This window comes from Bacillus sp. UNC125MFCrub1.1 (genome assembly GCF_000701305.1).
GTDB lineage: Bacteria > Bacillota > Bacilli > Bacillales > Bacillaceae > Bacillus > Bacillus altitudinis.
This window is the reverse complement of the sequence record NZ_JNIG01000011.1, coordinates 162,132-188,820: the sequence shown is the minus strand read 5'-3', so window position 1 is coordinate 188,820 and position 26,689 is coordinate 162,132. Positions and strand designations below refer to the sequence as shown.

28 protein-coding genes are annotated in these 26,689 nt (G+C 41.4%); 27 read left to right on the top strand and 1 reads right to left on the bottom strand.

Annotated features, from left to right (window positions below; all coding sequences use genetic code 11):
- Nucleotides 1-67: 67 nt before the first annotated feature.
- The 7 genes from hrcA to mtaB all read left to right on the top strand — a co-directional run bounded on the left by hrcA (nt 68) and on the right by mtaB (nt 7,992).
- Nucleotides 68-1,099 carry a heat-inducible transcriptional repressor HrcA gene (gene hrcA / locus N521_RS08390; protein ID WP_008342473.1) on the top strand — a complete coding sequence of 344 codons (1,032 nt, stop codon included), beginning with the start codon at nt 68-70 and terminating at the stop codon, nt 1,097-1,099.
- 63 nt (nt 1,100-1,162) lie between these two features.
- Complete coding sequence (gene grpE / locus N521_RS08385) at nt 1,163-1,720, top strand: nucleotide exchange factor GrpE (RefSeq protein WP_008342471.1); 558 nt, start codon at nt 1,163-1,165, stop codon at nt 1,718-1,720.
- Nucleotides 1,721-1,744: 24 nt separating this feature from the next.
- Nucleotides 1,745-3,583, top strand: coding sequence for a molecular chaperone DnaK (dnaK, locus tag N521_RS08380; protein ID WP_008342469.1), 1,839 nt, complete (start codon nt 1,745-1,747; stop codon nt 3,581-3,583).
- A gap of 165 nt (nt 3,584-3,748) precedes the next feature.
- A complete protein-coding gene (dnaJ, locus tag N521_RS08375; RefSeq protein ID WP_035390852.1) occupies nt 3,749-4,882 on the top strand; it encodes a molecular chaperone DnaJ in 1,134 nt (377 codons plus the stop codon).
- 22 nt (nt 4,883-4,904) lie between these two features.
- A complete protein-coding gene (gene prmA, locus N521_RS08370) occupies nt 4,905-5,840 on the top strand; it encodes a 50S ribosomal protein L11 methyltransferase (protein ID WP_035390850.1) in 936 nt (311 codons plus the stop codon).
- A 23-nt stretch (nt 5,841-5,863) separates the two neighbouring features.
- Complete coding sequence (locus N521_RS08365; protein ID WP_035390848.1) at nt 5,864-6,634, top strand: 16S rRNA (uracil(1498)-N(3))-methyltransferase; 771 nt, start codon at nt 5,864-5,866, stop codon at nt 6,632-6,634.
- Nucleotides 6,634-7,992: a tRNA (N(6)-L-threonylcarbamoyladenosine(37)-C(2))-methylthiotransferase MtaB gene (gene mtaB, locus N521_RS08360; RefSeq protein ID WP_017367626.1), complete on the top strand. Its 1,359-nt coding sequence runs from the start codon at nt 6,634-6,636 to the stop codon at nt 7,990-7,992. Before N521_RS08365 ends, mtaB begins: the two co-directional genes overlap by 1 nt.
- A gap of 40 nt (nt 7,993-8,032) precedes the next feature.
- Here mtaB and N521_RS08355 read toward each other — a convergent pair whose 3' ends face one another.
- Entirely contained in the window at nt 8,033-8,962 is a 930-nt protein-coding gene (locus N521_RS08355) for a Na/Pi symporter (protein WP_017367625.1), read from the bottom strand.
- A 182-nt stretch (nt 8,963-9,144) separates the two neighbouring features.
- Between N521_RS08355 and rpsU the strand changes: the two genes are divergently transcribed.
- From rpsU to N521_RS08260, 20 genes are all read left to right on the top strand, one after another.
- Nucleotides 9,145-9,318: a 30S ribosomal protein S21 gene (gene rpsU, locus N521_RS08350; RefSeq protein WP_003152957.1), complete on the top strand. Its 174-nt coding sequence runs from the start codon at nt 9,145-9,147 to the stop codon at nt 9,316-9,318.
- 14 nt (nt 9,319-9,332) lie between these two features.
- Nucleotides 9,333-9,782, top strand: coding sequence for a GatB/YqeY domain-containing protein (locus N521_RS08345; RefSeq protein WP_007501319.1), 450 nt, complete (start codon nt 9,333-9,335; stop codon nt 9,780-9,782).
- A gap of 141 nt (nt 9,783-9,923) precedes the next feature.
- A complete protein-coding gene (locus tag N521_RS08340; protein ID WP_017367624.1) occupies nt 9,924-11,237 on the top strand; it encodes an NfeD family protein in 1,314 nt (437 codons plus the stop codon).
- Nucleotides 11,238-11,264: 27 nt separating this feature from the next.
- The gene (gene floA / locus N521_RS08335; RefSeq protein WP_007501317.1) at nt 11,265-12,257 is read left to right on the top strand and encodes a flotillin-like protein FloA; all 993 of its coding nucleotides are present in this window, start codon (nt 11,265-11,267) and stop codon (nt 12,255-12,257) included.
- Nucleotides 12,258-12,288: 31 nt separating this feature from the next.
- Nucleotides 12,289-12,768, top strand: coding sequence for a hypothetical protein (locus N521_RS08330; protein WP_017358016.1), 480 nt, complete (start codon nt 12,289-12,291; stop codon nt 12,766-12,768).
- Nucleotides 12,769-12,974: 206 nt separating this feature from the next.
- Nucleotides 12,975-13,256 (top strand): sporulation protein YqfC, encoded by a 282-nt coding sequence (yqfC, locus tag N521_RS08325; RefSeq protein ID WP_003217398.1) that lies wholly within the window; start codon nt 12,975-12,977, stop codon nt 13,254-13,256.
- A gap of 18 nt (nt 13,257-13,274) precedes the next feature.
- On the top strand, nt 13,275-14,465 hold the full coding sequence (yqfD, locus tag N521_RS08320) for a sporulation protein YqfD (protein WP_035390845.1): 1,191 nt from the start codon (nt 13,275-13,277) through the stop codon (nt 14,463-14,465).
- A gap of 3 nt (nt 14,466-14,468) precedes the next feature.
- Complete coding sequence (locus tag N521_RS08315) at nt 14,469-15,428, top strand: PhoH family protein (protein ID WP_008342419.1); 960 nt, start codon at nt 14,469-14,471, stop codon at nt 15,426-15,428.
- A gap of 114 nt (nt 15,429-15,542) precedes the next feature.
- A complete protein-coding gene (locus N521_RS08310) occupies nt 15,543-17,657 on the top strand; it encodes an HD family phosphohydrolase (RefSeq protein WP_370648338.1) in 2,115 nt (704 codons plus the stop codon).
- The gene (gene ybeY, locus N521_RS08305) at nt 17,658-18,137 is read left to right on the top strand and encodes an rRNA maturation RNase YbeY (protein ID WP_007501310.1); all 480 of its coding nucleotides are present in this window, start codon (nt 17,658-17,660) and stop codon (nt 18,135-18,137) included.
- The gene (locus tag N521_RS08300; protein ID WP_008342413.1) at nt 18,115-18,501 is read left to right on the top strand and encodes a diacylglycerol kinase family protein; all 387 of its coding nucleotides are present in this window, start codon (nt 18,115-18,117) and stop codon (nt 18,499-18,501) included. The genes ybeY and N521_RS08300 overlap by 23 nt, the downstream gene beginning before the upstream one ends.
- Nucleotides 18,502-18,613: 112 nt before the next feature.
- A complete protein-coding gene (locus N521_RS08295) occupies nt 18,614-19,012 on the top strand; it encodes a cytidine deaminase (protein WP_008342410.1) in 399 nt (132 codons plus the stop codon).
- Nucleotides 19,005-19,910 carry a GTPase Era gene (era, locus tag N521_RS08290; RefSeq protein ID WP_007501305.1) on the top strand — a complete coding sequence of 302 codons (906 nt, stop codon included), beginning with the start codon at nt 19,005-19,007 and terminating at the stop codon, nt 19,908-19,910. The genes N521_RS08295 and era overlap by 8 nt, the downstream gene beginning before the upstream one ends.
- 147 nt (nt 19,911-20,057) lie before the next feature.
- Nucleotides 20,058-20,201 carry a YqzL family protein gene (locus tag N521_RS19155; RefSeq protein WP_008342408.1) on the top strand — a complete coding sequence of 48 codons (144 nt, stop codon included), beginning with the start codon at nt 20,058-20,060 and terminating at the stop codon, nt 20,199-20,201.
- A gap of 35 nt (nt 20,202-20,236) precedes the next feature.
- Nucleotides 20,237-21,007 (top strand): DNA repair protein RecO, encoded by a 771-nt coding sequence (gene recO, locus N521_RS08285; protein ID WP_007501304.1) that lies wholly within the window; start codon nt 20,237-20,239, stop codon nt 21,005-21,007.
- A 329-nt stretch (nt 21,008-21,336) separates the two neighbouring features.
- Complete coding sequence (gene glyQ, locus N521_RS08280) at nt 21,337-22,224, top strand: glycine--tRNA ligase subunit alpha (protein ID WP_003217487.1); 888 nt, start codon at nt 21,337-21,339, stop codon at nt 22,222-22,224.
- On the top strand, nt 22,217-24,262 hold the full coding sequence (gene glyS / locus N521_RS08275; RefSeq protein WP_035390841.1) for a glycine--tRNA ligase subunit beta: 2,046 nt from the start codon (nt 22,217-22,219) through the stop codon (nt 24,260-24,262). The genes glyQ and glyS overlap by 8 nt, the downstream gene beginning before the upstream one ends.
- Nucleotides 24,263-24,428: 166 nt before the next feature.
- Nucleotides 24,429-25,067, top strand: a complete 639-nt coding sequence (locus tag N521_RS08270) for a transcriptional regulator CcpN (RefSeq protein WP_024423017.1) — start codon at nt 24,429-24,431, stop codon at nt 25,065-25,067.
- Between the two features lie 25 nt (nt 25,068-25,092).
- Nucleotides 25,093-25,914 (top strand): pyruvate, water dikinase regulatory protein, encoded by an 822-nt coding sequence (locus N521_RS08265; RefSeq protein WP_008342399.1) that lies wholly within the window; start codon nt 25,093-25,095, stop codon nt 25,912-25,914.
- Between the two features lie 261 nt (nt 25,915-26,175).
- Complete coding sequence (locus tag N521_RS08260) at nt 26,176-26,676, top strand: YaiI/YqxD family protein (protein WP_035390840.1); 501 nt, start codon at nt 26,176-26,178, stop codon at nt 26,674-26,676.
- Nucleotides 26,677-26,689: the final 13 nt, after the last annotated feature.

Below are 26,689 nucleotides of genomic sequence, written 5' to 3'. Positions count from 1 at the left end.
TGAGTTTGGTAATTTTGTTTATACAATTAGCACTCGTTGAAAGAGAGTGCTAACAGGGGTGATGATGATGTTAACAAATCGTCAGCTTTTGATTCTACAAGTCATTATTAATGACTTTATTCGTTCGGCGCAGCCAGTTGGATCAAGGACTCTTTCCAAAAAAGAAGACATTACATTCAGCTCTGCGACGATTAGAAACGAAATGGCTGATTTGGAGGAACTCGGTTTTATTGAAAAGACCCATTCTTCATCAGGAAGAATTCCTTCCGAAAAAGGATATCGTTATTATGTAGATCATTTGCTCTCTCCGCGAAAACTGTCATCTAAAGAGCTTGTGCTCATCCAGTCAGTATTTCAGGAGAAAATTTTTGAGCTGGAAAAAACAGTTCAAAAATCGGCGGAAATTTTATCAGATCTCACAAACTACACATCGATTGTCCTTGGTCCAAAGCTAAGTGAAAATCGATTGAAGCAAATTCAGCTTGTCCCTGTCCAGCCTAATAAAGCAGTAGCGATTATGATTACAGACAGCGGGCATGTTGAAAACAAAACCATTACCTTCTCTGAGCATCTTGATGTCTCCGATATTGAGAAGCTAATGAATATTTTAAACAGCCGCTTAGCCGGAGTCCCGATGGATCAGCTGAAGGACAGGATGTATAAAGAAGTAGTGATGCTCCTTCGCACGCATTTAAAAGACTATGATCATATTTTAGATGCACTTGGTAACACATTCACTTCAACACAAAATGAATCAAAACTTTTCTTTGGCGGGAAGATTAATATGTTGAACCAGCCAGAGTTTCATGACATTGACCGCATTCGTTCACTCATGATGCTGATTGAACAAAAGAACGATGTCATGCAGCTGTTTCATCCAAATCAGCAAGGAATCACCATTAAAATCGGTTCAGAAAACAATTTGGAAGCAATGGAGAACTGCAGTTTAATCACAGCAACTTATGCGATTGATCAAAAATCACTCGGCTCCATCGCTGTCATTGGCCCAACCCGTATGGATTACGGGCGAGTCGTTAGTCTTTTGCATCATGTATCAAAAGACTTGTCAAACGCACTTTCCAATTTGTATGATGAGTAGGGTGATAAAAGGTGGGGGCACAGCCCCTTCGTATAATTGAATCTTTTGAGGGAGGTGAACACAATGTCAGAAGAAAAACAGACACCTGAGCAAGCAGCAGAGGTTGAAGCACAAGAAGAAGCAGTTCAAGCAGAAACTGAGGAAGTAAAGCACGATGAACAGTCTGCCTTCCAAGAGAAGATTGATGAATTGCAGCAGCTTCTAGATGAAAAAGAAAACAAAATTCTGCGTGTTCAAGCAGATTTTGAAAACTATAAACGCCGTGCTCGAACTGAAGTGGAGACCGTGCAAAAATATCGTTCTCAACATGTTGTCAGCGACCTTCTCCCAGCTCTCGACAACTTTGAAAGAGCGCTTGGAATCGATCCAGACAATGAGCAGACGAAAAGTTTGTTAGAAGGTATGCAAATGGTTTACCGCCAGCTGGTAGAAGCGTTGAAAAATGAAGGCGTTGAACCAATTGAAGCTGTCGGCAAAGAGTTCGATCCAAACCTTCATCAAGCCGTCATGCAAGTTGAAGATGAAAACTACGATTCAAACATCGTTGTAGAAGAATTGCAAAAGGGCTATAAACTCAAAGACCGAGTTATTCGTCCATCAATGGTAAAAGTAAATCAATAACTACATAATGGGAGGTCATCGAATATGAGTAAAATCATTGGTATTGACTTAGGAACAACAAACTCATGCGTTGCAGTACTCGAAGGCGGCGAGCCAAAAGTTATTGCAAACGCTGAAGGAGCACGTACAACACCATCTGTTGTCGCTTTTAAAAATGGAGAGCGCCAAGTAGGTGAAGTAGCGAAACGTCAATCAATTACAAACCCGAACACCATCATGTCTGTTAAAAGACATATGGGTACAGATTATAAAGTAGAAGTTGAAGGCAAGAACTACACGCCGCAGGAAATCTCTGCAATCATCCTTCAACACCTTAAATCTTACGCTGAAGCTTATCTTGGCGAAGAAGTAACAAAAGCGGTTATTACAGTTCCTGCTTACTTCAACGACGCAGAGCGACAAGCAACAAAAGATGCTGGTAAAATTGCTGGTCTTGAAGTAGAACGTATCATCAACGAACCAACAGCAGCTGCACTTGCTTATGGTTTAGATAAAACAGATGAAGATCAAACGATCCTTGTATATGACCTTGGTGGCGGTACATTTGACGTATCGGTCCTTGAGCTTGGAGATGGCGTCTTTGAAGTACGTTCAACTGCTGGGGACAACCGTCTAGGTGGAGACGATTTTGACCAAGTCATCATCGATCATCTAGTGGCTGAGTTCAAAAAAGAAAACGGCATTGATCTTTCTAAAGATAAAATGGCGCTTCAGCGCTTAAAAGATGCTGCTGAAAAAGCGAAAAAAGATCTTTCTGGTGTATCTTCTACACAAATCTCACTGCCATTTATCACAGCTGGAGATGCAGGTCCTCTTCACCTAGAATTAACGCTAACGCGTGCTAAATTCGAAGAGCTTTCTGCAGACCTTGTAGAGCGTACAATGACACCTGTACGTCAATCACTGAAAGATGCTGGTCTATCTGCTAGCGAGATTGATAAAGTCATCCTTGTTGGTGGATCAACTCGTATTCCTGCAGTACAAGAAGCAATCAAAAAAGAAACAGGTAAAGAGCCTCATAAAGGCGTAAACCCTGATGAAGTGGTTGCACTTGGTGCGGCAATTCAAGGTGGAGTTATCACAGGAGATGTCAAAGACGTTGTTCTTCTTGACGTCACACCACTTTCTTTAGGAATTGAAACAATGGGCGGCGTATTCACAAAGCTGATTGAACGTAATACAACGATTCCAACAAGCAAATCTCAAGTATTCTCAACGGCTGCTGACAACCAAACTGCTGTAGACATTCACGTCTTACAAGGTGAGCGTCCAATGGCAGCAGACAACAAAACATTAGGTCGTTTCCAATTGACTGATATCCCGCCAGCACCACGCGGCGTACCACAAATCGAAGTATCTTTTGATATCGATAAAAACGGTATTGTCAACGTACGTGCGAAAGATATGGGTACTGGAAAAGAACAAAACATCACAATCAAATCTTCTTCAGGTCTTTCTGATGATGAGATCGAAAAAATGGTCAAAGAAGCAGAAGAAAATGCTGAAGCAGATGCGAAGAAAAAAGAAGAAATCGAAGTGCGCAATGAAGCAGATCAATTAGTGTTTACGACAGAAAAAACATTAAAAGATCTTGAAGGCAAAATCGATGAAGAGCAAGTGAAAAAAGCGAATGATGCAAAAGATGCGCTAAAAGCTGCGATCGAAAAAGGCGAGCTTGAAGACATCAAAGCGAAAAAAGATGAGCTACAAACAATCGTTCAAGAATTAACGACAAAGCTCTATGAAGAAGCTGCAAAACAAGCACAAGCTCAGCAAGAAGGCGCTGAAGGTGCTCAAAAAGCAGATGACAATGTAGTGGATGCAGAATACGAAGAAGTAAACGACGATCAAGAGAAAAAATAATCACCTTTACTTTTGAAAAAGACTGCTGAAACGTACTCGTCAGAAAGTCAAAGTCAGGATCTCTTGGCTTTGACTTTTTTCTTTTCAACGATGAAAAGGAATTGAAAAAGATCAATTTAAAATGATACAATCGTATTTATGTGAGAAAATCGGGAGTGTGAAGAGATGAGTAAGCGTGATTACTATGAAGTGCTTGGCGTGAGTAAGAGCGCCTCAAAGGACGAAATCAAAAAGGCATACCGCAAGCTTTCAAAAAAGTATCACCCTGATATTAATAAAGAAGCTGGCTCAGATGAGAAATTCAAAGAAGTAAAAGAAGCCTATGAAACCCTTTCTGACGATCAAAAACGTTCACATTATGACCAGTTCGGTCACACCGATCCAAACCAAGGATTTGGTGGCGGCGGATTTGGCGGTGGAGGAGACTTTGGCGGCTTCGGCGGATTTGATGACATCTTCTCTAGTATTTTTGGCGGCGGAGCCAGAAGAAGAGATCCAAATGCACCGCGTCAAGGAGCGGACCTTCAATATACAATGACCCTTTCATTTGAAGAAGCGGCATTTGGGAAAGAAGCAACGATCGAGATTCCCCGCGAGGAATCATGTGAAACGTGTCATGGATCAGGTGCAAAACCTGGAACACAGGCGAAGACATGCTCACATTGCGGCGGATCAGGTCAACTAAATGTCGAGCAATCCACGCCATTTGGTAAAGTAGTCAACCGCAGAGTATGTAACTACTGTAGCGGAACTGGTAAACAAATTGAACATAAGTGTTCAACATGTGGTGGATCTGGTAAAGTGCGTAAGCTTAAGAAAATCAATGTGACGATCCCAGCAGGTGTGGACGATGGTCAGCAGCTTAGAGTATCTGGTCAAGGTGAACCAGGTGTAAATGGAGGACCTCCAGGCGATCTATTTGTTGTTTTCCATGTGAGGGCGCATGAATTCTTCGAACGAGATGGAGATGACATCTACTGCGAAATGCCGCTTACCTTTGCGCAGGCTGCACTAGGTGATGAAATTGAAGTGCCGACATTACATGGGAAAGTCAAATTAAAAGTTCCTGCGGGCACACAAACGGGCACGAAGTTTAGACTCAAAGGAAAAGGTGTAAAAAATGTACGCGGTTATGGTCAAGGCGATCAGCATATCGTTGTACGCGTCGTAACACCGACGAATTTAACTGAAAATCAAAAAGATATCATTAGAAAATTTGCTGAAGTGAGCGGAAATAAACCGGACGAACAAGAAATGAGCTTTTTCGATAAGGTGAAACGCGCATTTAAAGGCGAGTAAGACGGATAAGGAGTTGGTAGTATTGAAGTGGTCAGAAATAAGCGTCCATACAACAAATGAAGCGGTGGAACCGATCACCAATATTTTGCATGAAGCAGGTGCAAGTGGTGTCGTGATTGAGGACCCGCTTGATTTAGTCAAGGAACGTGAAAATGTATACGGTGAGATCTACCAGCTCGATCCGAATGATTATCCTGAGGAAGGGGTTATCGTCAAAGCCTACCTTCCGATGAATAGTTTTTTGATGGAAACGGTAGATGAGATCAAAGAAGCCATCAACAATCTTCTTCTATATGATATTGACCTTGGACGAAATACACTGTCAATTTGTGAAGTAAACGAAGAAGAATGGGCGACTGCATGGAAGAAATACTATCATCCTGTGAAAATCTCTGAGAAATTTACCATCGTCCCAACATGGGAAGAGTACACACCCGTTCATTCTGATGAATTGATCATCGAAATGGACCCTGGAATGGCATTTGGAACCGGTACACATCCAACAACGGTTCTTTGCATTCAGGCGCTTGAGCGCTATGTGAAGGAAAACGACACGGTGATTGACGTTGGAACAGGATCTGGCATTTTAAGTGTTGCCGCTGCAATGCTCGGTGCAAAAGACATTCATGCATTTGATCTCGACACCGTTGCAGTGGAAAGTGCAAAGCAGAACATCGAATTAAATGGTGTGAGCGAGCAAGTAACGGTAAAACAAAACAATTTACTTGATGGGATTTCAGGTGAACGCGATGTGATTGTGGCCAACATCCTTGCAGAGGTCATCTTGCGCTTTACAGATCAAGCGTATGATCTATTGAAGAAAGACGGTTACTTTATTACATCAGGCATTATCGGACAAAAGAAATTACAAGTCAAAACGGCTTTAGAAGAAGCCGGTTTTGAGATTGTTGAAGTGCTGTCAATGGAAGATTGGGTCAGCATTATAGCGAAAAAATAAAGCGAGTAGGTGTCAGGACACGTATGCAACGATATTTTATCGACCTCACAAAAGAAGAAGTGACGGAAAAGGGAAACATCGTCATAAAGGGTGAAGATGTTCATCACCTTGCAAACGTCATGCGGATGAAAGCAGGAGAAGACATCCTTTGCTTAACGACAGACGGCTTTGAAGCGCTCAGTAAAATTGATACAATAACAAAGGAAGAAGTGATTTGTCACTTGGAAGGCTGGACGAATCAGAATCGAGAGCTTCCGATCAAGGTGACGATTGCAAGCGGTCTGCCAAAAGGGGATAAGCTTGAATGGATTATCCAAAAAGGCACCGAGCTTGGCGCAAGTGCTTTTATTCCGTTTCAAGCGACTCGTTCGATTACAAAACTTGACCAAAAAAAGTCATTAAAAAAACGAGATCGCTGGGAAAAAATTGCGAAAGAAGCTGCCGAGCAGTCTTACCGGAATATCATTCCGCGCGTTCATCCAGTATCAACATTTAAAGAGCTGATTCAACTGGCCGGTGAATTCGATAAATGTGTCGTTGCATACGAAGAATCATCGAAAGAAGGCGAGCAAAGCCGGTTTCAAACGGTGCTCCAACAGATGAAGGGCGGACAAACCTTATTAGTGGTTTTTGGTCCAGAAGGCGGTTTAGCAGAAAAGGAGATTGAAGAACTTGAAGCGCATGGTGCAGTCATTTGCGGGCTTGGACCACGCATTTTAAGAACAGAAACAGCTCCTCTTTACGCGCTTTCTGCTATATCTTATCAAACAGAGTTATTAAGAGGTGAATCATGATGGGAACAGTAGCGTTCCATACACTTGGCTGTAAGGTCAATCACTACGAAACAGAAGCCATCTGGCAACTGTTTAAAGAAGCTGGCTATGAAAGAAAAGATTATGAATCAAAAGCAGACGTATATGTCATTAATACATGTACCGTCACCAATACAGGCGATAAAAAAAGCCGCCAAGTCATTAGAAGAGCCATTCGTCATAATCCGGATGGTGTCATTTGTGTAACAGGCTGTTACGCACAAACGTCTCCGGCAGAAATCATGGCGATTCCTGGTGTTGATATTGTGGTTGGCACACAAGACAGACATAAACTGCTTGGTTATATTGAAGAATACAGAAGAGAAAGACAGCCGATCAATGGAGTTGGCAATATCATGAAAGCACGGGTCTTTGAAGAACTAGATGTTCCTGCGTTTACTGACAGAACACGTGCTTCATTAAAAATCCAAGAAGGCTGTAACAATTTCTGTACATTCTGCATTATCCCTTGGGCTCGCGGATTACTGCGTTCTCGCGATCCAGAAGAAGTCATCAATCAAGCGCAGCAGCTTGTCGATGCTGGCTACAAAGAAATTGTATTAACAGGTATTCATACAGGTGGATACGGTGAAGATTTAAAGGATTATAACTTTGCTAAGCTTCTGAAAGAATTAGATGAACGTGTGGCGGGATTAAAACGAATCCGCATTTCATCCATTGAAGCAAGTCAAATTACAGACGAAGTGATTGAAGTGCTCGATCAGTCAGATAAAATTGTGAGACACTTGCACATTCCGCTTCAATCTGGTTCTAATACTGTACTGAAAAGAATGCGCCGTAAATACACAATGGAATTCTTTGCAGAGCGTTTAACGAAGCTCAAAAAAGCATTGCCAGGTCTTGCTGTCACTTCAGATGTGATCGTTGGATTCCCAGGAGAAACAGAAGAAGAATTTATGGAAACATACAATTTTGTCAAAGACCATCAATTCTCTGAGCTCCATGTGTTCCCTTACAGCAAACGGACAGGTACGCCTGCTGCAAGAATGGAAGATCAAGTAGATGAGAATGTGAAAAATGAACGAGTTCACCGCCTCATTGCTCTTTCTGATCAGCTTGCGAAAGAATATGCATCGGCATATGAAGGCGATGTCTTAGAGATTATTCCAGAAGAATCCTTCAAAGAACAAGACGGAACGCACAATCTGTATGTAGGATATACTGATAACTACATGAAGGTCGTATTTGAAGGAACAGAAGACATGATCGGCCGTTTGGTGAAAGTGAAGATTACGAAAGCAGGTTATCCTTATAACGAAGGACAATTCGTCCGTATAAGTGATGACGTGCAGACGGATCAAGTGAGAATGACCTCATAATGAATGAAAAACCGGCAGCCATTAGGCAAGCCGGTTTCTTTTATGTTGACCGATTCGGAAGAAGGAACAAAATCAAGGCGTGAAAAGGGCGGATGAACGGGAAAAAGAGGAGAGAACTTGCAACATTAAACAGCAGACTAAAGTGCGCAATCTGCTGGGCAGGAGAGCTTGCTAAAAACGCAACAAACTCTGTGATAAAGGCGAGAAAAGGAAGACATAAAAGAACACCTAGAACATTAAACACGACGTGCGCATACGCGGTTTGGCGGGCTGCATAACCGCCAGAGATAGCAGCCATCACGGCAGTAATACATGTTCCGATATTGGATCCTAAAACAAAGCTGATGCCTTCTTTTAGAGCGACAGTCCCTTCATTCATAAATCCCATCAAAATACCGATACATACAGAACTTGAATGAACAATCGCCGTGAGCACTGTACCAGAGAGAAGAGCTGTCCAATCGGAGTGCTGCATCATTTCAAGGAAACGCAGTGTCTCTGGCTGACTGGTCATCATCCCTGCAATTTTTGAAAAACTTTGAATACAAAAAAAGATCATGCCAAGCCCAAATAAACTTTTTCCTGCATATCGAAAAGACTTCCTGCCCAAAATGATACATAAAAGACCAGCTGCAATCAGAACCCACATAAACACGTCCATCTTAATGGCAATAAATTCTGTCGTAAATGTTGAGCCGATATTCGTTCCAAGAATCATGGGTATGGATTTTTTAAACGTGAGAATGCCTGTACTCACAAAGCCGATAACGATGACCATAAATGCCGAACTGCTTTGAAGAACCCCTGTAAACACAATACTGACCAAGAATGCTTTGACTGGATGATCTGTAAAGAGAAGAAGTGATTTCTCAATACGAGACGACGTGAGCGCCATTAATCCTTTCCTAAGCAAACCCATTGCCCATAAAAAAATGAAAATAAGTGCACAAAAATAAATGATCGCCATCATAGAAAAGTCCTCCTCTTACCAATGAATATATGGACTTGTCTACCTGCTCATGACGAAAATATATTTCCAAATCACTTAGTTGACCTCAACCTAGGCTTATATTATAATGTCTAGGTACATGTTTTGCATGTATATCTTTTTTTAATGCAGTCGATTGGTGTATTCGGAGGGAGGGAAAGAGAATGTCAAAAACGGTCGTTAGAAAAAACGAATCGCTTGAAGATGCTCTTCGTCGCTTTAAACGCAGTGTATCCAAAACTGGAACATTGCAAGAAGCAAGAAAGCGTGAATTTTATGAAAAGCCTAGCGTAAAGCGTAAGAAAAAGTCTGAAGCTGCTAGAAAACGTAAATTCTAAAGAGGGTGGATTTTATGAGTCTTCTTGAGCAATTAAATTCTGATATGAAGCTTTTTATGAAAAACCGAGAGAAAGACAAGCTTATTGTCATTCGTATGGTAAAGGCTTCACTGCAAAATGAAGCAATAAAGCTTAAGAAAGACAGTTTGACCGGAGATGAGGAACTAACCGTCCTTTCCCGCGAGATTAAGCAACGTAAAGACTCCCTCCATGAATTTTCGAAAGCTAATCGCTTAGATTTAGTAGATAAAGTTCAAAAAGAGATTGACATTTTAGACGTTTATTTACCTGAACAGCTTTCTGAAGAAGAACTGCAGGCGGTTGTGAAAGAAACAATCGCCGAAACCGGTGCTTCATCGAAAGCTGATATGGGTAAAGTGATGAGCGCTATTATGCCAAAAGTAAAAGGTAAAGCTGATGGTGCTGTGATTAACAGACTTGTCAGCGAGCAACTGTCTCAATAAAAAAGTATCCTTCTCATGTTAGAAGGGTACTTTTTTTATGTCTTCATAAACCTGTCATATAAAAATGAAACCTATGATACATTTGTAACGTATGTAAAGGAACGGTAAAATGAAAGAAAGAGAGGGGGGATCACCAAATAGATGAAAAAAATGAAAATTTCTATTGCTCTCTTCAGTTGTTTTATAATATGCTTGTTATTAGGGGTTCAATTGACCGCGAAATCAGCAGATCAGAAAGTTCATGTTATCCCAATTGAAGATACAGTAGAAAAAGGACTTTCTAAATTCATTGAACGATCATTTGAGCAGGCAAAGTCGGAACGGGCGAAGCACATCATTCTCGACATCAATACACCAGGTGGTGCAGTCGATGCGGCGCTTGAAATCGCCGATACCATTCGTGCATCCGATATCCCAGTGACAGCGTTTGTGAATCATAGAGCGCTTTCAGCCGGGGCATTCATTGCCTTAAATGCCGATCAAATTTATATGACCCCAAACGGAAAGATGGGGGCTGCTGCGATCATTGATGGTGAAGGCAACGCTGCCGATCAAAAATCTGAATCTCTATGGCTTGCTGAAATGAGTGACGCTGCTGAAAAGCAGGGGCGTAATCCAAAATATGCTCTTGCGATGGCAGATGTAGATATAGACGCAAAAGAAGCTGGTGCACCAAAAGGAGAATTGCTGACCTTTAATACAGATCGGGCACTTCAGTTCGGTTATGCAGAAGGAGAAGCGAAAAATATGGATGACTTGCTTCAGAAGCTGAACTTAGCAGACGCTTCTGTTCAATACGATGAAGTGAGCTTTGCTGAAAAGGTTGCGCGTTTTCTCACGCATCCGATCGTCATTCCTATCCTTTTATCCATCGCGAGCTTAGGGTTAATTGTTGAATTATATTCTCCCGGGTTTGGGGTCCCAGGCACCATGGGAGTCACAGCGCTTCTTCTATTCTTTTATGGTCATCTCGTGGCAGGTTTTGCAGGATATGAGACATTGTTCCTGTTTTTGGCAGGGATTGTGTTGATCATTCTGGAATTATTTTTGCCAGGGGGAATCGTGGGTGTCATTGGACTAATCTGTGTTGTTGTCAGCTTATTTTTAGCAGCTGGAAGCTTTACAGAAATGGCGATTTCCATCTTGATTGCCACTGCTGTTTCAATCATAGCAGTTATTTTATTGACAAAGGTGTTGGGGAAACGTATGAAATTTTTTAAAAAGTTCATTTTAACCGATTCAACCAATAAAGAAAGTGGTTATGTCTCAAATGAAACAAGAGATGATCTTGTAGGACAAATCGCAGTGACAGCAACAGCACTTCGTCCATCTGGTACGATTGTATTCGGAGACGAGCGCATTGATGTTGTGTCAGAAGGTGCTTTTATCGATAAGGATGAACAAGTAAAAATTGTGAAAGCGGAAGGCTCACGCATTGTCGTGAGGAAAGTATAGATATACTGATTTTATAGGAGGAATAAAATGGATCCATCTACTTTACTATTATTTGTGATTATCGCAGCAGGTTTGATCGTTCTATCGATCTTCTTCACCTTTGTACCGGTGATGCTGTGGATTTCTGCCCTAGCGGCTGGCGTAAGAGTGAGCATTTTTACACTTGTAGGAATGAGGCTTCGCCGAGTGATTCCAAACCGAGTGGTCAACCCGCTCATCAAAGCGCATAAAGCAGGTCTTGATGCGACGATTAACCAATTAGAAAGCCACTATCTTGCAGGTGGTAACGTAGACCGAGTTGTCAACGCACTGATCGCAGCTCAGCGTGCGAATATCGAATTGAACTTTGCTCGCTGTGCGGCAATCGACCTAGCAGGCCGTGACGTACTTGAAGCTGTCCAAATGAGTGTAAACCCTAAAGTCATTGAAACACCATTTATCTCAGGTGTTGCGATGGACGGGATTGAAGTAAAAGCAAAAGCACGTATTACAGTTCGTGCAAACATTGACAGGCTTGTCGGTGGTGCAGGGGAAGAAACGATCATTGCTCGTGTAGGTGAAGGGATTGTTTCGACAATCGGTTCATCAGATAATCATAAAAAGGTTCTTGAAAATCCTGATATGATTTCTCAAACGGTTCTTGGTAAAGGATTAGATTCAGGTACAGCATTTGAAATTCTCTCGATTGATATCGCAGATGTTGATATCGGTAAGAATATCGGGGCGATCCTGCAGACAGACCAAGCAGAAGCCGACAAAAACATTGCACAGGCGAAAGCAGAAGAACGCCGCGCTATGGCTGTTGCACAAGAACAAGAAATGCGTGCGAGAGTTGAAGAAATGCGCGCGAAAGTAGTAGAAGCAGAGGCTGAAGTACCACTTGCAATGGCCGAAGCACTACGTGAAGGTAATATTGGAGTTATGGACTACATGAACATTAAGAATATCGATGCTGATACGGATATGAGAGATTCATTTGGCAAAATGACAAAAGGTCCATCTGATAATGAAAACAAATAAGCATCCTCTCACGCTTTAAGGAGGGAGCCCATTGGACATTCTATTTGAAAATCCGTTACTAATAGCGATTATCATCGGTATTATCTCTGCGGTCTTTGGGAAAATCGGCAAACAAGAGGAGAAGGAACAAAATAACCGGCAGCAAAAGCCAGCTCCTCAAAAGAAGGCAGAACAAACACGACCAGCCCCGGTCAAAACAGACCAGTTGGACGATTTTGGCGATGTACATGATCATGGCGGGATGAAGAAACAAGGTTCACAGTCCTTACAGGATCGTTATACCGCTACACTTGCCGAAATGGAAGAAAGAAAAAGCGAGCTGAATAAAGAGTTTCAATCGCTTGAAAGACAGCTTACTAGGCCAAAGGCAGCATCTGCTGAAATGAAGCCGAAAATCATTGAGAAGCTCAACCAAGATACGGTCGTTCAAGGGATGATCCTTGGTGAAGTATTTGGAGAGCCTCGTGCGAAAAAGCCGCATCGAACGATGAAACGACCATATAAAAGATAAAGAAGAAAGTCCCCTTATTCTTAAGGGGGCTTTTTTGTTGCGTAATGGAGATTTTTCTTAGTCAAAATGATGAAACGGCTGTTTTACGGGATTCATTAGCATGATATGAACCGCTGAGGAATAGGATGATATAGAGACTTTCTCATCAGTCTCACCATCTTTCAGTTTGATCTCATACACATGAGGTGGGAAGGGGTTCTTATTGAATGGGAAAAAGAAAAAATCAACTTAAAGCATGGCTGACAAGAACACTTGAAATCCCTCCGGACGTGATGATGGATCTTCCCCGTATTACGATGGTTGGCAGACTCCATATTTACATAGAGAACCATAAAGGGCTTTTACTTTTCAGTGATCAAGAGGTAAGGCTGATGCTCAAGCAAGGACAGTGCATTATTTCAGGAAAAGACTTTGTGATTAAAACGATTTTGCCAGAAGAGATCTTATTAGAGGGGAAAATCGATGAGGTCCGTTATATTGATTCTTAACTGACGGAGGGGAGAAACGTGAAGAACAAATGGTTTTCCTATTTTATTGGCAGAGTGGAAGTGGAGATAAGAGGAAGCGGTATTGAGCGGCTAATCAATGAGTGCACGAGACAGGGGATCACAATTTTTCAAGTGAGCCGCCGTCAAGACAGCGTGCGCTTATTTATTCGCCTCTCAGATGTACATGCCTTTAGAAAAGTGCGCAGACATCATGAGGTGAAATGTTCGTTTCATCAAAAGAAAGGGTTCCCGTTTCTTCTTCTATGGTCGAGAAGAAATATTGGCTTCACCCTCGGGATGGCTTTTTTCCTAGTGACGATATTGGCTCTTTCAAATATGGTGTGGAAAATTGAGATTAAAGGTGCGAATCCAGAAACAGAACACCAAATGAGAAAGCATCTGGACGAAATAGGGGTACAAAAAGGGCGTTTTCAGTTTCTCATGGGGACACCTGAAAAAATACAAAAGTCATTGACGACCAATATTCAGAGCATTACATGGGTCGGAGTTGAACTGAACGGAACGACGTTTCAAATGAAAGTGGTCGAAAAAAATGAACCTGAAAAGGAGAAATATACAAGTCCTCAGCACATCTTTGCCAAGAAAAAGGCGGTTATCACGAGAATGTATGTAGAAAAGGGAGAACCGCTTGCCCAGGTCGATGAGCATGTGAAAAAAGGGCAGATGCTCGTCTCAGGTTTAATTGGGAGTGAAGATCAGAAAAAAACGGTCGGAGCTAAAGCGAAAATATATGGTGAAACATGGTACCGATCTGAAGTTTCTGTCCCTCTTCGAACATCTTTTGATGTCTTTACGGGTAAAATGAAGACAAAGCACAAGCTCTCCTTATTTGGAGGCTCCATCCCATTTTGGGGATTTTCCTTTAAAAAAGATGATTTTCAGCAGCCGAAAACAGAAACAGAAGTTCACCCGCTTCATTTTTTGAATATGCAATTGCCGTTCTCCTATGAAAAGGAAATCACACGAGAAAGTGAAAAAATAAATCGAGAATACACAAATAAAGAAGCGGTTCAAGCAGGGATTAAAATGGGTAAAAAAGAATTAGAAGAAAAGCTAGGTCAAACAGGTGAGGTGAAAAGTGAAAAAGTTTTGCACGAGACAACAGGGAATGGTAAAGTTAAGTTAATCATCCTTTACCAAGTAATAGAAGATATTGTTCAACCAACACCTATTGTTCAGGGAGACTAGAGAATGACAGAACATTTACTTGAGATTCAACAAAAATTGGATAGCCCAAACGAAGCCATTGCTTTATTTGGCAATCAAGATGCTTATCTGAAACTGATGGAAAACGAGCTGAATGTCTCCATTATCACACGTGGAGAGAAAGTGTATGTTTCTGGTCAGGAAGCATCAAGAGATACTGTGAGCCGTTTGATTACATCTCTCTTACATCTCATTCGTAAAGGAATTGAGATTTCTGAGCGGGATGTCGTCTATGCCATTAAAATGGCGCAAAAAGACAAGCTCAATTATTTTGAAAATATGTATGAAGATGAAATTACGAAAAATGCCAAAGGCAAGTCGATCAGAGTCAAAACGATCGGCCAGCGTGAATATGCTGCGGCAATGAAAAAAGATGATCTGGTCTTTGGGATTGGACCTGCTGGTACAGGTAAAACGTATTTAGCAGTGGTCAACGCCGTACATGCCCTGAAAAATGGACATGTCAAACGGATTATCCTGACAAGGCCAGCTGTTGAAGCAGGAGAAAGTCTTGGCTTTTTGCCAGGAGATTTAAAAGAAAAAGTCGATCCTTATTTAAGACCGCTATATGATGCTCTGCACGATGTGCTTGGTAGTGATCATACGGAACGTTTAATTGAGCGCGGAGTGATTGAAATTGCCCCTCTTGCCTATATGAGAGGGCGGACGCTTGATGATGCATTTGTGATTTTAGATGAAGCGCAGAATACAACGCCAGCTCAAATGAAAATGTTTTTGACGAGACTAGGCTTTGGTTCTAAAATGGTCATTACAGGAGATATTACACAAATTGATTTGCCTAAAGGTATGCAGTCAGGCCTTGCAGCTGCAAAGGACATGCTTGCTGAGATCAAGGGTATCTCATTCATTGAATTAGATCAGACAGATGTGGTCAGACACCCGCTTGTGGCGAAGATCATTGGAGCATACGAAAAGCAAAAATGAACTGAGTGACCCGATCGCCTTAATCGGGTCATTTTGTTTCGATCGTGGTTTAAAGTAAAAAAGGAGGTACTTTCCTTGAGAAAGAATCAGAAAGGCAGTAAGCGCAAAAGGCTGCTGTCTAAAAAAGAACCTCAGAAAATGGAGCGCTCACGCTATTTAAACGTACTGCTATACGCTGGTTTAGCGGCCATCCTGTTTGTGGTGCTCTTCTTCCATGTAAAGCCTGAATCGCTCGACCTAGATTTGTTTTCAGTGAGCGAACAGACCATCTATTCTCCGTCTACCGTTGATGACCAAGAAGCAACAGAAGAAAAGAAACAAGAAGCAACGGATCAAGTGGAAGACCAATATACACTCAAAAAAGCGTATTCTGATAATCGTGTTGACCTCATTTCATCCCTCTTTGAAGCCATTAAAGAAGAGAAGAAAGCAGCAGCTGATGACAAAGAGAACCCGCCAACAGATCAAGAGATGGTGAAGCGTGTAAAAGAGAAACTCACAACCGATATGCAGGAAGCTGTTTCGGATCAATCGATTAAAGCACTGCTCCAAGCAAGCGACGAAAACCTTTCTTTTACAAAGGACTCCATCATCACAGTGGTCAATTCTCTCATGAGTAAAGAAATCACAGCTTCTAAGCTGCAAGATGAGAAAAAACAAGTGAAAGCAGAGCTTGAAAACAATTCGATTCCGTCAAAATATTTAAATGCAGCGAAAGAAATTGGTGAATTTGCGATTATTCCAAACTATGTATTTGACCCGGTCGCAACAGAGAAGAAAAGACAAGAAGCAGCTGATAATATCCAGCCGGTTCAAATTAAGCAAGGGCAAATTTTAGTGGAAGAAGGAGAGCTCATTGACCGCGAAGTGTATCGCAAATTAGAACTGACCGGCCTTTTAAACAGCTCCAATTTGTTTAAGCCTGTAAGCGGTCTTATCATCTTAATTGGTCTCTTCTTAGCGGCGATTGTCCACTCACTGGAATCGAGGAAAAAGTCGCTCGTCCATAAGAATAAATCGTTACTGCTGTACTCGCTTATTTTCACCATTATTTTAATCATCATGGAAGTATTCAGTCTCTTCCAGGAAACCAAATATACAACCATCGGCTACGTCGTGCCTGTGGCACTTGGCACGATGCTGATTAAGCTGCTGATCAATGAGCGGCTGGCGATCTTCTCCGGCCTTGTATTTGCCCTTTGCGGCAGTATGATGTTTAATCAAGGAGTAACAGGCGTCTTTAACTATGTCATCTGTGCTTATTATTTAATAAGCGGGATGGCGGGGATTTTATTTTTGAGAAAACATAATGCGAGATCAAAAATTTTGCAGGCGGGGCTTTGGGTAGCTTTGGTGAATGTACTTGTTGTGCTGTCCATTATGCTGATTCAAAATTCTTCTCCATCAGGGCTTGAAATAGGTGTAAACCTCATCATGGCGATTGTGTCAGGGTTTGCATCGGCTATTTTGGTTATCGGGTTAATGCCAGTCTTTGAGAGCATGTTTGGCATTCTTTCGACCATGAAGCTTATTGAATTATCGAACCCGAATCATCCGCTGCTGAAAAAGATCTTAACAGAGACGCCAGGTACATATCATCATAGTGTCATGGTGGCGAATTTAGCGGATGCTGCATGTGAAGCAGTCGGTGCAAATGGATTGTTAGCAAGGGTTGGAGCTTATTATCATGACATTGGAAAAACGAAAAGACCACAATACTTTATTGAAAACCAAATGAACATTGATAATCCGCACGACAAGCTTTCTCCTCAGCTGAGCAAGAATATTATTATTGCCCATACGACAGATGGTGCTGAAATGCTGAGAGAAAAGAAGTTTCCAGAGGAACTTGTGGACATTGCAGAACAGCATCACGGAAAGTCCCTGCTGAAGTTCTTTTACTATAAGGCAAAAGAACGGGATGATCAGGTGACAGAAGAAGAATTTCGTTATCCTGGTCCAAAACCGCAATCGAAAGAAGCGGCCATTATTTCTGTAGCTGACAGCGTGGAAGCGGCGGTTCGTTCGATGCATAATCCAAACCCTGAGCGGATTGAAAAGCTTGTCAAAGGCATTATTTCAGATAAGATGCAGGATGGGCAATTTAGTGAATGTGATCTGACATTTAAAGAATTAAATATTATTAGCCAAACAATTTGTACAACATTAAAGGGGATTTTCCATTCTCGGATTGAATATCCAGATGCCCCGAAGCAGAAGGTGAAGTAAATGACATTGTTAATCGATTTAATAGATGAAACAGGACAAGTATCGAAAGAGCAGCTTGAAGAAGTGGAAAAGCTTCTTCAATTTGCTGCGGATGCCCTTGAGGTAAAAGATCAAGCGGAAGTATCAGTATCGATCGTTTCAAATGAAGAAATTCATCAAATTAATAAAGAATACCGAGGAAAAGATGCACCAACAGATGTGATTTCATTTGCCCTTGAGGAAGAAGGCGAAGGGGAAATTGAAATCATTGGAGCTGATGACATTCCGCCTGTACTTGGTGACATTATCATTAGTGTTGATCGTACGAAAGAGCAAGCAGAGGAATATGGACATTCCTTCATGAGAGAGCTAGGATTTTTAACGATTCATGGTTTTCTTCATTTGCTTGGCTATGATCATATGACAGAAGAAGATGAAAAAGAAATGTTCGCCAAACAGACAAAAATCTTGGATGATTATGGCCTTTCGAGATCATCGTAAGAAGCGAACGCCGCTTGTCCGTTTTTTTCGGAGTTTTTATTATGCATTTAGAGGAATATGGCGAACTTTCTTGAATGAACGGAATTTTCGGTTTCACACAGTCGCAGCCATCATCGTGGTGATTTGCGGCTTTTGGTTTCACATTCATCCGGTTGAATGGATGATCATTCTGCTTTTATGCGGCGGGATGTTTGCGTTAGAACTTGTGAATACAGCGATTGAACATACAGTAGATCTTTTCACAGAAGAGAAGCATCCTCTTGCTGAGAGAGCGAAGGACGCGGCAGCAGGCGCTGTTTGCGTTTACGCCGCCATTTCGGTTATGATTGGGTTGATCATCTTCTTACCGAAGATCATGCAATAGAACAATATTACTATTTATTAACATTTTTAGAAATGGGCGTGAAAATGTCACGTGAATTATGTAAAATATAAATGTGACAGTGGTACCATTTCTTCTGAAAGTGGGAACTAGAATGAACAAACAAGAGTTGATTTCAGAAGCAGTCAAAGCAAGAGATTTTGCATATGTACCCTATTCTAAATTCAAAGTCGGTGCAGCATTATTATCGCATGACGGAAAAGTGTATGGCGGCTGCAATATTGAAAATGCAGCATATGGTATGTGTAATTGTGCGGAAAGAACAGCACTTTTTAAAGCGTACTCAGAGGGCATCACATCTTTTCAAATGCTTGCAGTAGTGGCTGATACAGATCGGCCTGTTTCACCATGCGGCGCATGCAGACAGGTCATTTCAGAGCTATGTGCACCTGATATGCCAGTGATTCTAACGAACTTAAAAGGTCATATATACGAAACGACAGTAAACGAACTATTGCCAGGCGCATTTTCACCGGAGGATTTAAATGACTAACGAAAGCTTCAAATCAGGATTTGTATCAATTATTGGAAGACCAAATGTAGGGAAATCGACCTTTCTTAATCGTGTAATTGGACAAAAGATTGCGATTATGAGTGATAAGCCCCAAACGACTCGAAACAAAGTGCAAGGTGTTCTGACAACGAACACGTCACAAACGATTTTTATCGATACACCAGGAATTCATAAACCGAAGCACAAACTTGGCGATTTTATGATGAGGGTGGCTCAAAATACACTCAAGGAAGTCGACCTGATCTTGTTTATGATCAACGCACAGGAAGGCTATGGAAAAGGTGATGAATTCATCATTGAACGACTAAAGCAAACATCGACACCGGTGTTCCTTGTCGTCAATAAAATTGACCAAATTCATCCGGATGAACTGTTCCTTTTAATTGATGAATACCGTACACGTTACCCATTTAAGGAAATTGTGCCAATTTCAGCACTTGAAGGCAACAACATTGATACGCTTCTTCAGCAAATTGAAGGTTATCTTCCAGAAGGCCCTCAATTTTATCCGGCAGATCAAGTAACAGATCACCCAGAGCGATTTATTATTTCTGAATTAATTCGTGAAAAAGTGCTGCATTTAACGAGAGAAGAGATCCCTCACAGTATTGCGGTTGCGATTGAATCGATCAAGCCAGATGAAAACGGCAAGATTCATGTTGCAGCGACCATCGTCGTAGAACGTGATTCACAAAAAGGGATTGTGATTGGTAAGCGCGGCAGCTTATTAAAAGAAGTGGGACAAAAAGCGCGCAGAGACATTGAAGCACTTTTAGGCTCAAAGGTGTATTTAGAGCTTTGGGTAAAAGTGCAGAAGGACTGGCGTAATAAATCCACACATCTTCGTGATTTCGGATTTAGAGAAGACGAATATTAAAAACCGATACAGTTGTTAGTAGATCTGACAATGGTGCGGTTCGATTAGTAAAAATTGTTTATCATGAAATGGAGGTAGCCTGGTCAAGATAAAATTAATATGTTGGATGTAGCGTTGCTGCTTCTAATAAAGAAAGGTGGGGTTTTTATGTTGAATTTTACATGGAACGTATTTTCACAAACAGGAAGCGTTGACACGTATCTGCTTTTCAAAGAGTTAGAAAAGGAGAACCTGGAAAGACCCGATGTACTTGAAGAAGAAATAGCACGACTTGATTTTCCAATCTTATAATTCTTGACCCCCTCCAATGCTCGGAGTGTAGACAAATGCTCATTAAAAGTGAAGGAATCGTCCTTAGAACAACAGATTATGGCGAAACAAACAAAATTGTCACGCTGCTCACTAGAGAACATGGGAAAATTGGTGTGATGGCAAGAGGCGCTAAGAAATCGAACAGCCGCCTGTCAGCCATAAGCCAGCCGTTTTTATACGGAACCTTCCTGATCCAATCATCAACAGGACTTGGAACGCTCCAGCAAGGTGAAATGATGGAAAGCATGCGAACCATTCGGGAAGATTTATTTCTGACTGCATATGCCGCATATATGACAGAATTACTTGATAAAGGAACAGAAGAAAAGAAGCCAAACCCTTACTTGTTTGAACTTCTTCTTCAATCTTTACGCCATCTCAATGAAGGCACAGATGCTGATATTATTTTATTTATCGTAGAGGTTAAAATGCTGTCAGTGATGGGGTTGAAGCCTGAACTGGACCAATGTGTACACTGCGGTCAAAAAGAAGGGCAGTTCCATTTCTCAATTAGAGATAACGGATTCATCTGTAGGCAATGCTTTTCTAAAGATCCATATAAACTGCCCTTATCCCCAGCAGCAGCAAGACTGCTCCGTTTGTTTCATTATTTTGATTTATCAAGGCTTGGTCAGGTTGACGTGAAACCACAGACGAAACAAGAAATTCGTCAAGTGCTCGATCATTATTATGAAGAGTATTCAGGTCTTTATTTAAAATCAAAAAAATTCATGAATCAAATGGAATCCATGAAAAAGCTAATGGACGGTGAAAACAAAAGTTGACATCTCTCGTGACTTTTTGTAAGATCATCTAAGATCAAATATGTTGCATTGACAGAAAGAAGTACTTACGTATCAGCCATAAAAGCGACCTTAGGGCGGTGTGAGCTAAGGATGGACACGTAACGAAAGGCATTCTTGAGCAACGTAAAACAAAGCGGCTGGGTGCTACGACACCAGCAAATAGGGTGGAACCGCGGGAAAAACTCTCGTCCCTATGTTTGCAAGGAACCTTGTGAGCATAGAGACGGGAGTTTTTGTGTTTTGCAAAAAGGTTCTAGGCCCCACCGCCATACATAGCGGATGGTGTAAAAAAGATGGAGGTGCGATCATTGAATATTCAAGACATGATTTTGACACTGCAAAAGCATTGGTCAAATGAAGGCTGCGTATTAATGCAGGCATATGACACAGAAAAAGGTGCTGGAACGATGAGTCCATACACGTTCCTCAGAAGCATTGGGCCAGAGCCATGGAAGGTAGCTTATGTAGAACCTTCAAGACGCCCGGCTGACGGCAGATATGGAGAAAACCCAAACAGATTGTATCAACATCATCAATTTCAAGTGATCATTAAGCCATCACCTGACAATATTCAAGAACTGTATCTAGAATCATTGAAGGCGCTTGGCATTGACCCGCTGAAACATGATATTCGTTTTGTTGAAGACAACTGGGAAAACCCATCTCTTGGCTGCGCAGGACTTGGCTGGGAAGTTTGGCTTGATGGAATGGAAATTACGCAATTTACGTATTTCCAGCAAGTCGGCGGTTTAGAATGTAAGCCAGTTTCTGTTGAAATCACATACGGAATTGAGCGCCTTGCTTCTTACATTCAGGACAAAGAAAATGTGTTTGACCTTGAATGGACAGATGGCTTTACTGTAAGAGATTTATTCTTAATGGCTGAATACGAGCATTCTGTGTATACGTTTGAAACATCTAATACGGATATGCTGTTCGATTTATTTACAACATATGAAAAAGAAGCACATAGCCAAATGGACAAAGGGCTTGTTCACCCGGCATATGATTATGTACTCAAATGTTCTCACACATTTAACCTGCTTGATGCCAAAGGCGCGATTTCTGTGACTGAGCGAACAGGTTATATCGGAAGAGTACGTCAGTTAGCGAGAAAAGTAGCCAAAACATATTACGAAGAACGAGAAAAACTAGGATTCCCTATGCTAAAAGAGGAGGCGGCTTCTCATGAATAAACAAGATGTATTACTTGAAATCGGCTTAGAAGAGATGCCGGCTCGTTTCATGCCAGAAAGCACAAAGCAGCTAGGTGACAAAGTAAAAGCTTGGTTCGTAGCGCAAAATATTTCATTCGAAGACGTTGCTTTATTTAATTCACCAAGACGTCTAGCTGTACTCGTCAAAGGTGTTGCAGAAAAACAAGAGGACATCAAAGAAGAAGCAAAAGGACCGGCTAAAAAGATTGCTCAAGATGCTGAAGGCAATTGGACAAAAGCTGCCGAAGGTTTTGCCCGCGGACAAGGCGCTTCAACAGAAGATCTTTATTTCAAAGACATCAAAGGTCTGGATTATGTCCATGTCCAAAAGTTTCAAGAAGGTAAGCAAGTCAAAGACCTTCTTCCAGCATTGGGTGACATTGCCGCTTCATTGAGTTTTCCAAAGAACATGAGATGGGGAAGCGAGGATTTACGCTATATCCGTCCAATTAAATGGATTGTTTGTTTATTTGGTCAAGAGATCATTCCTGTCGAAATTGCAGGAGTGAAAAGCGGACGGGAGACTAGAGGACATCGTTTCCTAGGAACGACAGCCAGCATTGACACACCAGCTTCTTATGAGCAAACATTAAGAGATCAATTTGTCATTGTAGATTCAGATAAAAGAAAACAATTAATTACTGAGCAATTACATGCGCTTTCTTCCGAAAAAGGCTGGGTCATTCCAGTTGATCCTGAGCTTCTAGAAGAAGTGAACGATCTCGTTGAATATCCAACCGTTCTATTTGGTTCTTTTGAAGAAGAATTTCTTGCGCTGCCGGAAGAAGTGCTTGTCACGACAATGAAAGAGCATCAGCGTTATTTCCCTGTGAAAAATGAACAAGGGGAATTACTGCCGCACTTTATTACGGTCAGAAATGGAAACAGTGAGGCACTTGAAAATGTGGCAAGAGGGAACGAAAAGGTCCTTCGTGCACGTTTATCAGATGCGGCATTTTTCTATAAAGAAGACGAAAAACTCGTCATTGAAGACAACATTCAAAAGCTTGATAAAGTCGTATTCCATGAGAAACTTGGCACGATTGGCGACAAGCTGAAAAGAGTAACAGACATTGCCGTCCGCCTAGCAGATCATGTGGGTGCAGATGAAGAAACGTCTAAACGCGCTGCAAGAGCAGCCAGTATTTCTAAATTTGACCTTGTGACTCAGATGGTCTATGAATTCCCAGAACTGCAAGGAATCATGGGTGAAAAATATGCTAGAGCACTTGGCGAGCATGAAGAAGTGGCAAAGAGTATCAACGAGCACTATATGCCGCGTTTTGCCGGTGACGATGCGCCGTCAACACTTATTGGGGCGATTGTTGCAGTGGCGGATAAGCTAGATTCTATTTGTTCATTCTTCTCAATTGATGTCATTCCAACGGGCTCTCAAGATCCTTATGGACTAAGAAGACAAGCGAGCGGTATCGTTCAAATCCTGCTCGACCGCCAATGGAATCTTTCATTTAAAGAGCTTCTAGCACTAGCTCAAGTAGAGACAAAACATGAAGCTGCTCTCATTGAATTTTTAACACACCGTTTGAAATATGTCCTCCAAGCAGAACATATCCGTCATGACGTGGTGGAAGCAGTCCTTGATGTTGAAAATATTGAACCATATGCGGTTGTGAAAAAAGCGGCTGTTCTTGAAGAGAGTGTGAAACAGGAGAGTTTCAAAGAAACGGCTGAGGCACTAGGCCGCGTCATTTCAATCAGTAAAAAAGGGGAAGACGCACAGATTCAGCCTGAACTGTTTGAAAATGAACACGAACAAAAGCTATTTGAAGCATATCAGCAAGCGGAAAAAGCCGTCAACGAGTATATGGCAAAAGGTCAGTACCAATCAGCACTTGAAGCGCTAGATACATTAAAAGCACCAATTGTTCATTATTTCGACCATACCATGGTTCATGCCGATGATGAAAAACTGAAACAAAATCGTTTGGCACAAATGGTCAAACTTGCAAAAGTCATTCAATCATTTGCGAATATGAACAATTTAATTGTAAAATAAATACCTAAGAACGGTTGCCTTTTTCGAAGGGCAATCGTTTTTTACTCATTTAATTCGCGGTTTTTGAGTGGATTTTTGTTTCATTCGGACGAAGATGCGCTATAATATGATGAGTTATGAAATTGATATACATAAAGTAAGGATTCGCTCTCTCTATTTAAAGGTGGTGAGTACAATCGAGTTAAATAAACGGCAAGAGCAGATTTTACAGATTGTCAAAGAGAATGGTCCGATCACTGGAGAGCATATCGCCGATCGGCTGAACTTAACAAGGGCTACCCTCAGACCGGATTTAGCCATTTTAACGATGTCTGGCTTTTTAGAAGCAAGACCAAGGGTCGGCTACTTTTTTACAGGCAAAACAGGCACGCAGCTTCTGGCAGATAAGCTGAAAAAACTTCAAGTGAAAGATTTTCAGTCCATTCCGGTCGTGATACACGAGAATGTTTCGGTTTATGATGCGATTTGTACGATGTTTTTAGAGGATGTGGGCACATTATTCGTTGTGGACGATCACTCTATTTTAACAGGCGTGTTATCAAGAAAAGACCTCCTTCGAGCAAGTATTGGGAAACAAGAGCTTCCATCTATACCTGTCCATATTATTATGACAAGAATGCCGAACATTACCGTTTGCCGCAAAGAAGATTTTATTATGGATGTGGCCAAGCACTTGATTGAAAAGCAAATAGATGCACTTCCTGTTATAAAAGATACGGATAAAGGCTTTGAAGTGGTCGGCAGAATTACGAAAACAAACATGACGAAAATACTTGTTAGCTTATCAGAGAACGAAATTATCTAATTACAGAAGACTGCGAGGGGATGTTATGAGTAATCGCGTAATTTTTGTTGTATCAGATTCAGTAGGAGAAACGGCAGAGCTCGTGGTCAAAGCGGCACTTAGCCAATTTGATGGCGGCTCATCCGACCATTCAAATATTAGAAGAATCCCATATGTAGAGGATGTCGGTACGATTAAAGAAGTGATTTCATTGGCGAAAGCAGATAATGGGATCGTTTGCTTTACTCTTGTTGTGCCAGAAATGCGCCAATTCTTAATAGAAGAAGCAGAAGCGAATGGCGTCGTGTACTATGACATTATCGGTCCACTTATTGATAAAATGGAGACGGCATATGGAAATGAAGCGAAACATGAGCCAGGTCGTGTACGTCAATTAGATGAGGACTATTTTAAAAAGGTAGAAGCCATTGAGTTCGCTGTGAAATATGATGATGGCCGGGACCCAAGAGGTATTCTAAAGGCTGATATTGTGCTGATTGGTGTATCGCGTACGTCTAAGACACCACTTTCTCAATACTTAGCACATAAACGCTTGAAGGTAGCAAACGTTCCGATTGTTCCTGAAGTTGATCCGCCAGAGGAGTTATTCTCAGTTGATCCCAAAAAATGCATCGGCCTGAAAATTAGTCCAGACAAACTGAATCATATCCGTAAAGAACGTTTAAAATCACTCGGTTTAAATGACCGTGCCATTTATGCGAATATCGAGCGGATTAAAGAGGAACTAGAATATTTTGAAAAAGTGGTTGACCGCATTAACTGTCAAGTTGTTGATGTATCGAATAAAGCAGTTGAGGAGACAGCAAATGTCATTCATCAAATGCTGACCAAAAGAGGTTCCGAATAAACTCAGGATGCTCCTCCTGGGTTTTTCCTATGGTGGGAAACGGGTAAACAAAAACAATAGCATATTTGCTGCATTTGTATTATAATAAAAAATTGTGATAAAATGATTGATTTTAGGTTTAAGTTAAGTCAAGAACGAATAAACTAATATTGGCAGAAGTCAAGTGATTCTGAACATAACTTTTCGACAAAATGAGTTTTACTGTTGATTGCTTTATGGGGGAAAAGTATGGTCTTTTTGCTTCTCTAAAGCAGGAATAAGGTGGAGGGATGGAGAATTAGTCACCTGAATGAACGTAAAAAAGAAAGGACGATTTATGTCGATGCAGATGCTTGTCCTGTAAAAGACGAAATCCTTTCTGTCGCATCTCAATTTCAAGTACCTGTGACTTTCATTGCTTCATATGAGCATTTTCAAACCAAACGATCACCACTTGAAGATTGGCGGTTTGTTGATACACATAAGGAAGCAGCAGATTTAGTCATTGCGAACTTAGCTGTCAAGCACGATATTGTTGTCACCCAGGATATTGGTCTGTCCTCCTTACTGCTTCCAAGACAAGTCATTGTTCTGTCTGAAAGAGGACGAATGTACACAAACGAAACAATTGATTTTGATTTGGAACGCAGGCATGTTTCCAGTAAACAGCGAAGAAAAGGTGTATACGGAAAAGGTCCCAAAAAGCTTTTAGAAGAGGATAAAAAGCGATTTATTGCCCAACTACAAAAAATCCTGTCGAATCATGAAGGATTTTTGAATTAAAAGGCGAATAATG

Coding starts and splice junctions, on each gene's coding strand:
- rpsU (WP_003152957.1), top strand. CDS start 9,145: ATGTCAAAAACGGTCGTTAGAAAAAACGAATCGCTTGAAGATGCTCTT.
- yqfC (WP_003217398.1), top strand. CDS start 12,975: ATGGGAAAAAGAAAAAATCAACTTAAAGCATGGCTGACAAGAACACTT.
- N521_RS08345 (WP_007501319.1), top strand. CDS start 9,333: ATGAGTCTTCTTGAGCAATTAAATTCTGATATGAAGCTTTTTATGAAA.
- hrcA (WP_008342473.1), top strand. CDS start 68: ATGTTAACAAATCGTCAGCTTTTGATTCTACAAGTCATTATTAATGAC.
- N521_RS08295 (WP_008342410.1), top strand. CDS start 18,614: ATGAACAAACAAGAGTTGATTTCAGAAGCAGTCAAAGCAAGAGATTTT.
- glyS (WP_035390841.1), top strand. CDS start 22,217: ATGAATAAACAAGATGTATTACTTGAAATCGGCTTAGAAGAGATGCCG.
- N521_RS08315 (WP_008342419.1), top strand. CDS start 14,469: ATGACAGAACATTTACTTGAGATTCAACAAAAATTGGATAGCCCAAAC.
- N521_RS08365 (WP_035390848.1), top strand. CDS start 5,864: ATGCAACGATATTTTATCGACCTCACAAAAGAAGAAGTGACGGAAAAG.
- N521_RS08340 (WP_017367624.1), top strand. CDS start 9,924: ATGAAAAAAATGAAAATTTCTATTGCTCTCTTCAGTTGTTTTATAATA.
- N521_RS19155 (WP_008342408.1), top strand. CDS start 20,058: ATGTTGAATTTTACATGGAACGTATTTTCACAAACAGGAAGCGTTGAC.
- dnaJ (WP_035390852.1), top strand. CDS start 3,749: ATGAGTAAGCGTGATTACTATGAAGTGCTTGGCGTGAGTAAGAGCGCC.
- mtaB (WP_017367626.1), top strand. CDS start 6,634: ATGGGAACAGTAGCGTTCCATACACTTGGCTGTAAGGTCAATCACTAC.
- N521_RS08265 (WP_008342399.1), top strand. CDS start 25,093: ATGAGTAATCGCGTAATTTTTGTTGTATCAGATTCAGTAGGAGAAACG.
- recO (WP_007501304.1), top strand. CDS start 20,237: ATGCTCATTAAAAGTGAAGGAATCGTCCTTAGAACAACAGATTATGGC.
- era (WP_007501305.1), top strand. CDS start 19,005: ATGACTAACGAAAGCTTCAAATCAGGATTTGTATCAATTATTGGAAGA.
- dnaK (WP_008342469.1), top strand. CDS start 1,745: ATGAGTAAAATCATTGGTATTGACTTAGGAACAACAAACTCATGCGTT.
- floA (WP_007501317.1), top strand. CDS start 11,265: ATGGATCCATCTACTTTACTATTATTTGTGATTATCGCAGCAGGTTTG.
- N521_RS08355 (WP_017367625.1), bottom strand. CDS start 8,962: ATGATGGCGATCATTTATTTTTGTGCACTTATTTTCATTTTTTTATGG.
- N521_RS08300 (WP_008342413.1), top strand. CDS start 18,115: ATGGCCTTTCGAGATCATCGTAAGAAGCGAACGCCGCTTGTCCGTTTT.
- grpE (WP_008342471.1), top strand. CDS start 1,163: ATGTCAGAAGAAAAACAGACACCTGAGCAAGCAGCAGAGGTTGAAGCA.
- ybeY (WP_007501310.1), top strand. CDS start 17,658: ATGACATTGTTAATCGATTTAATAGATGAAACAGGACAAGTATCGAAA.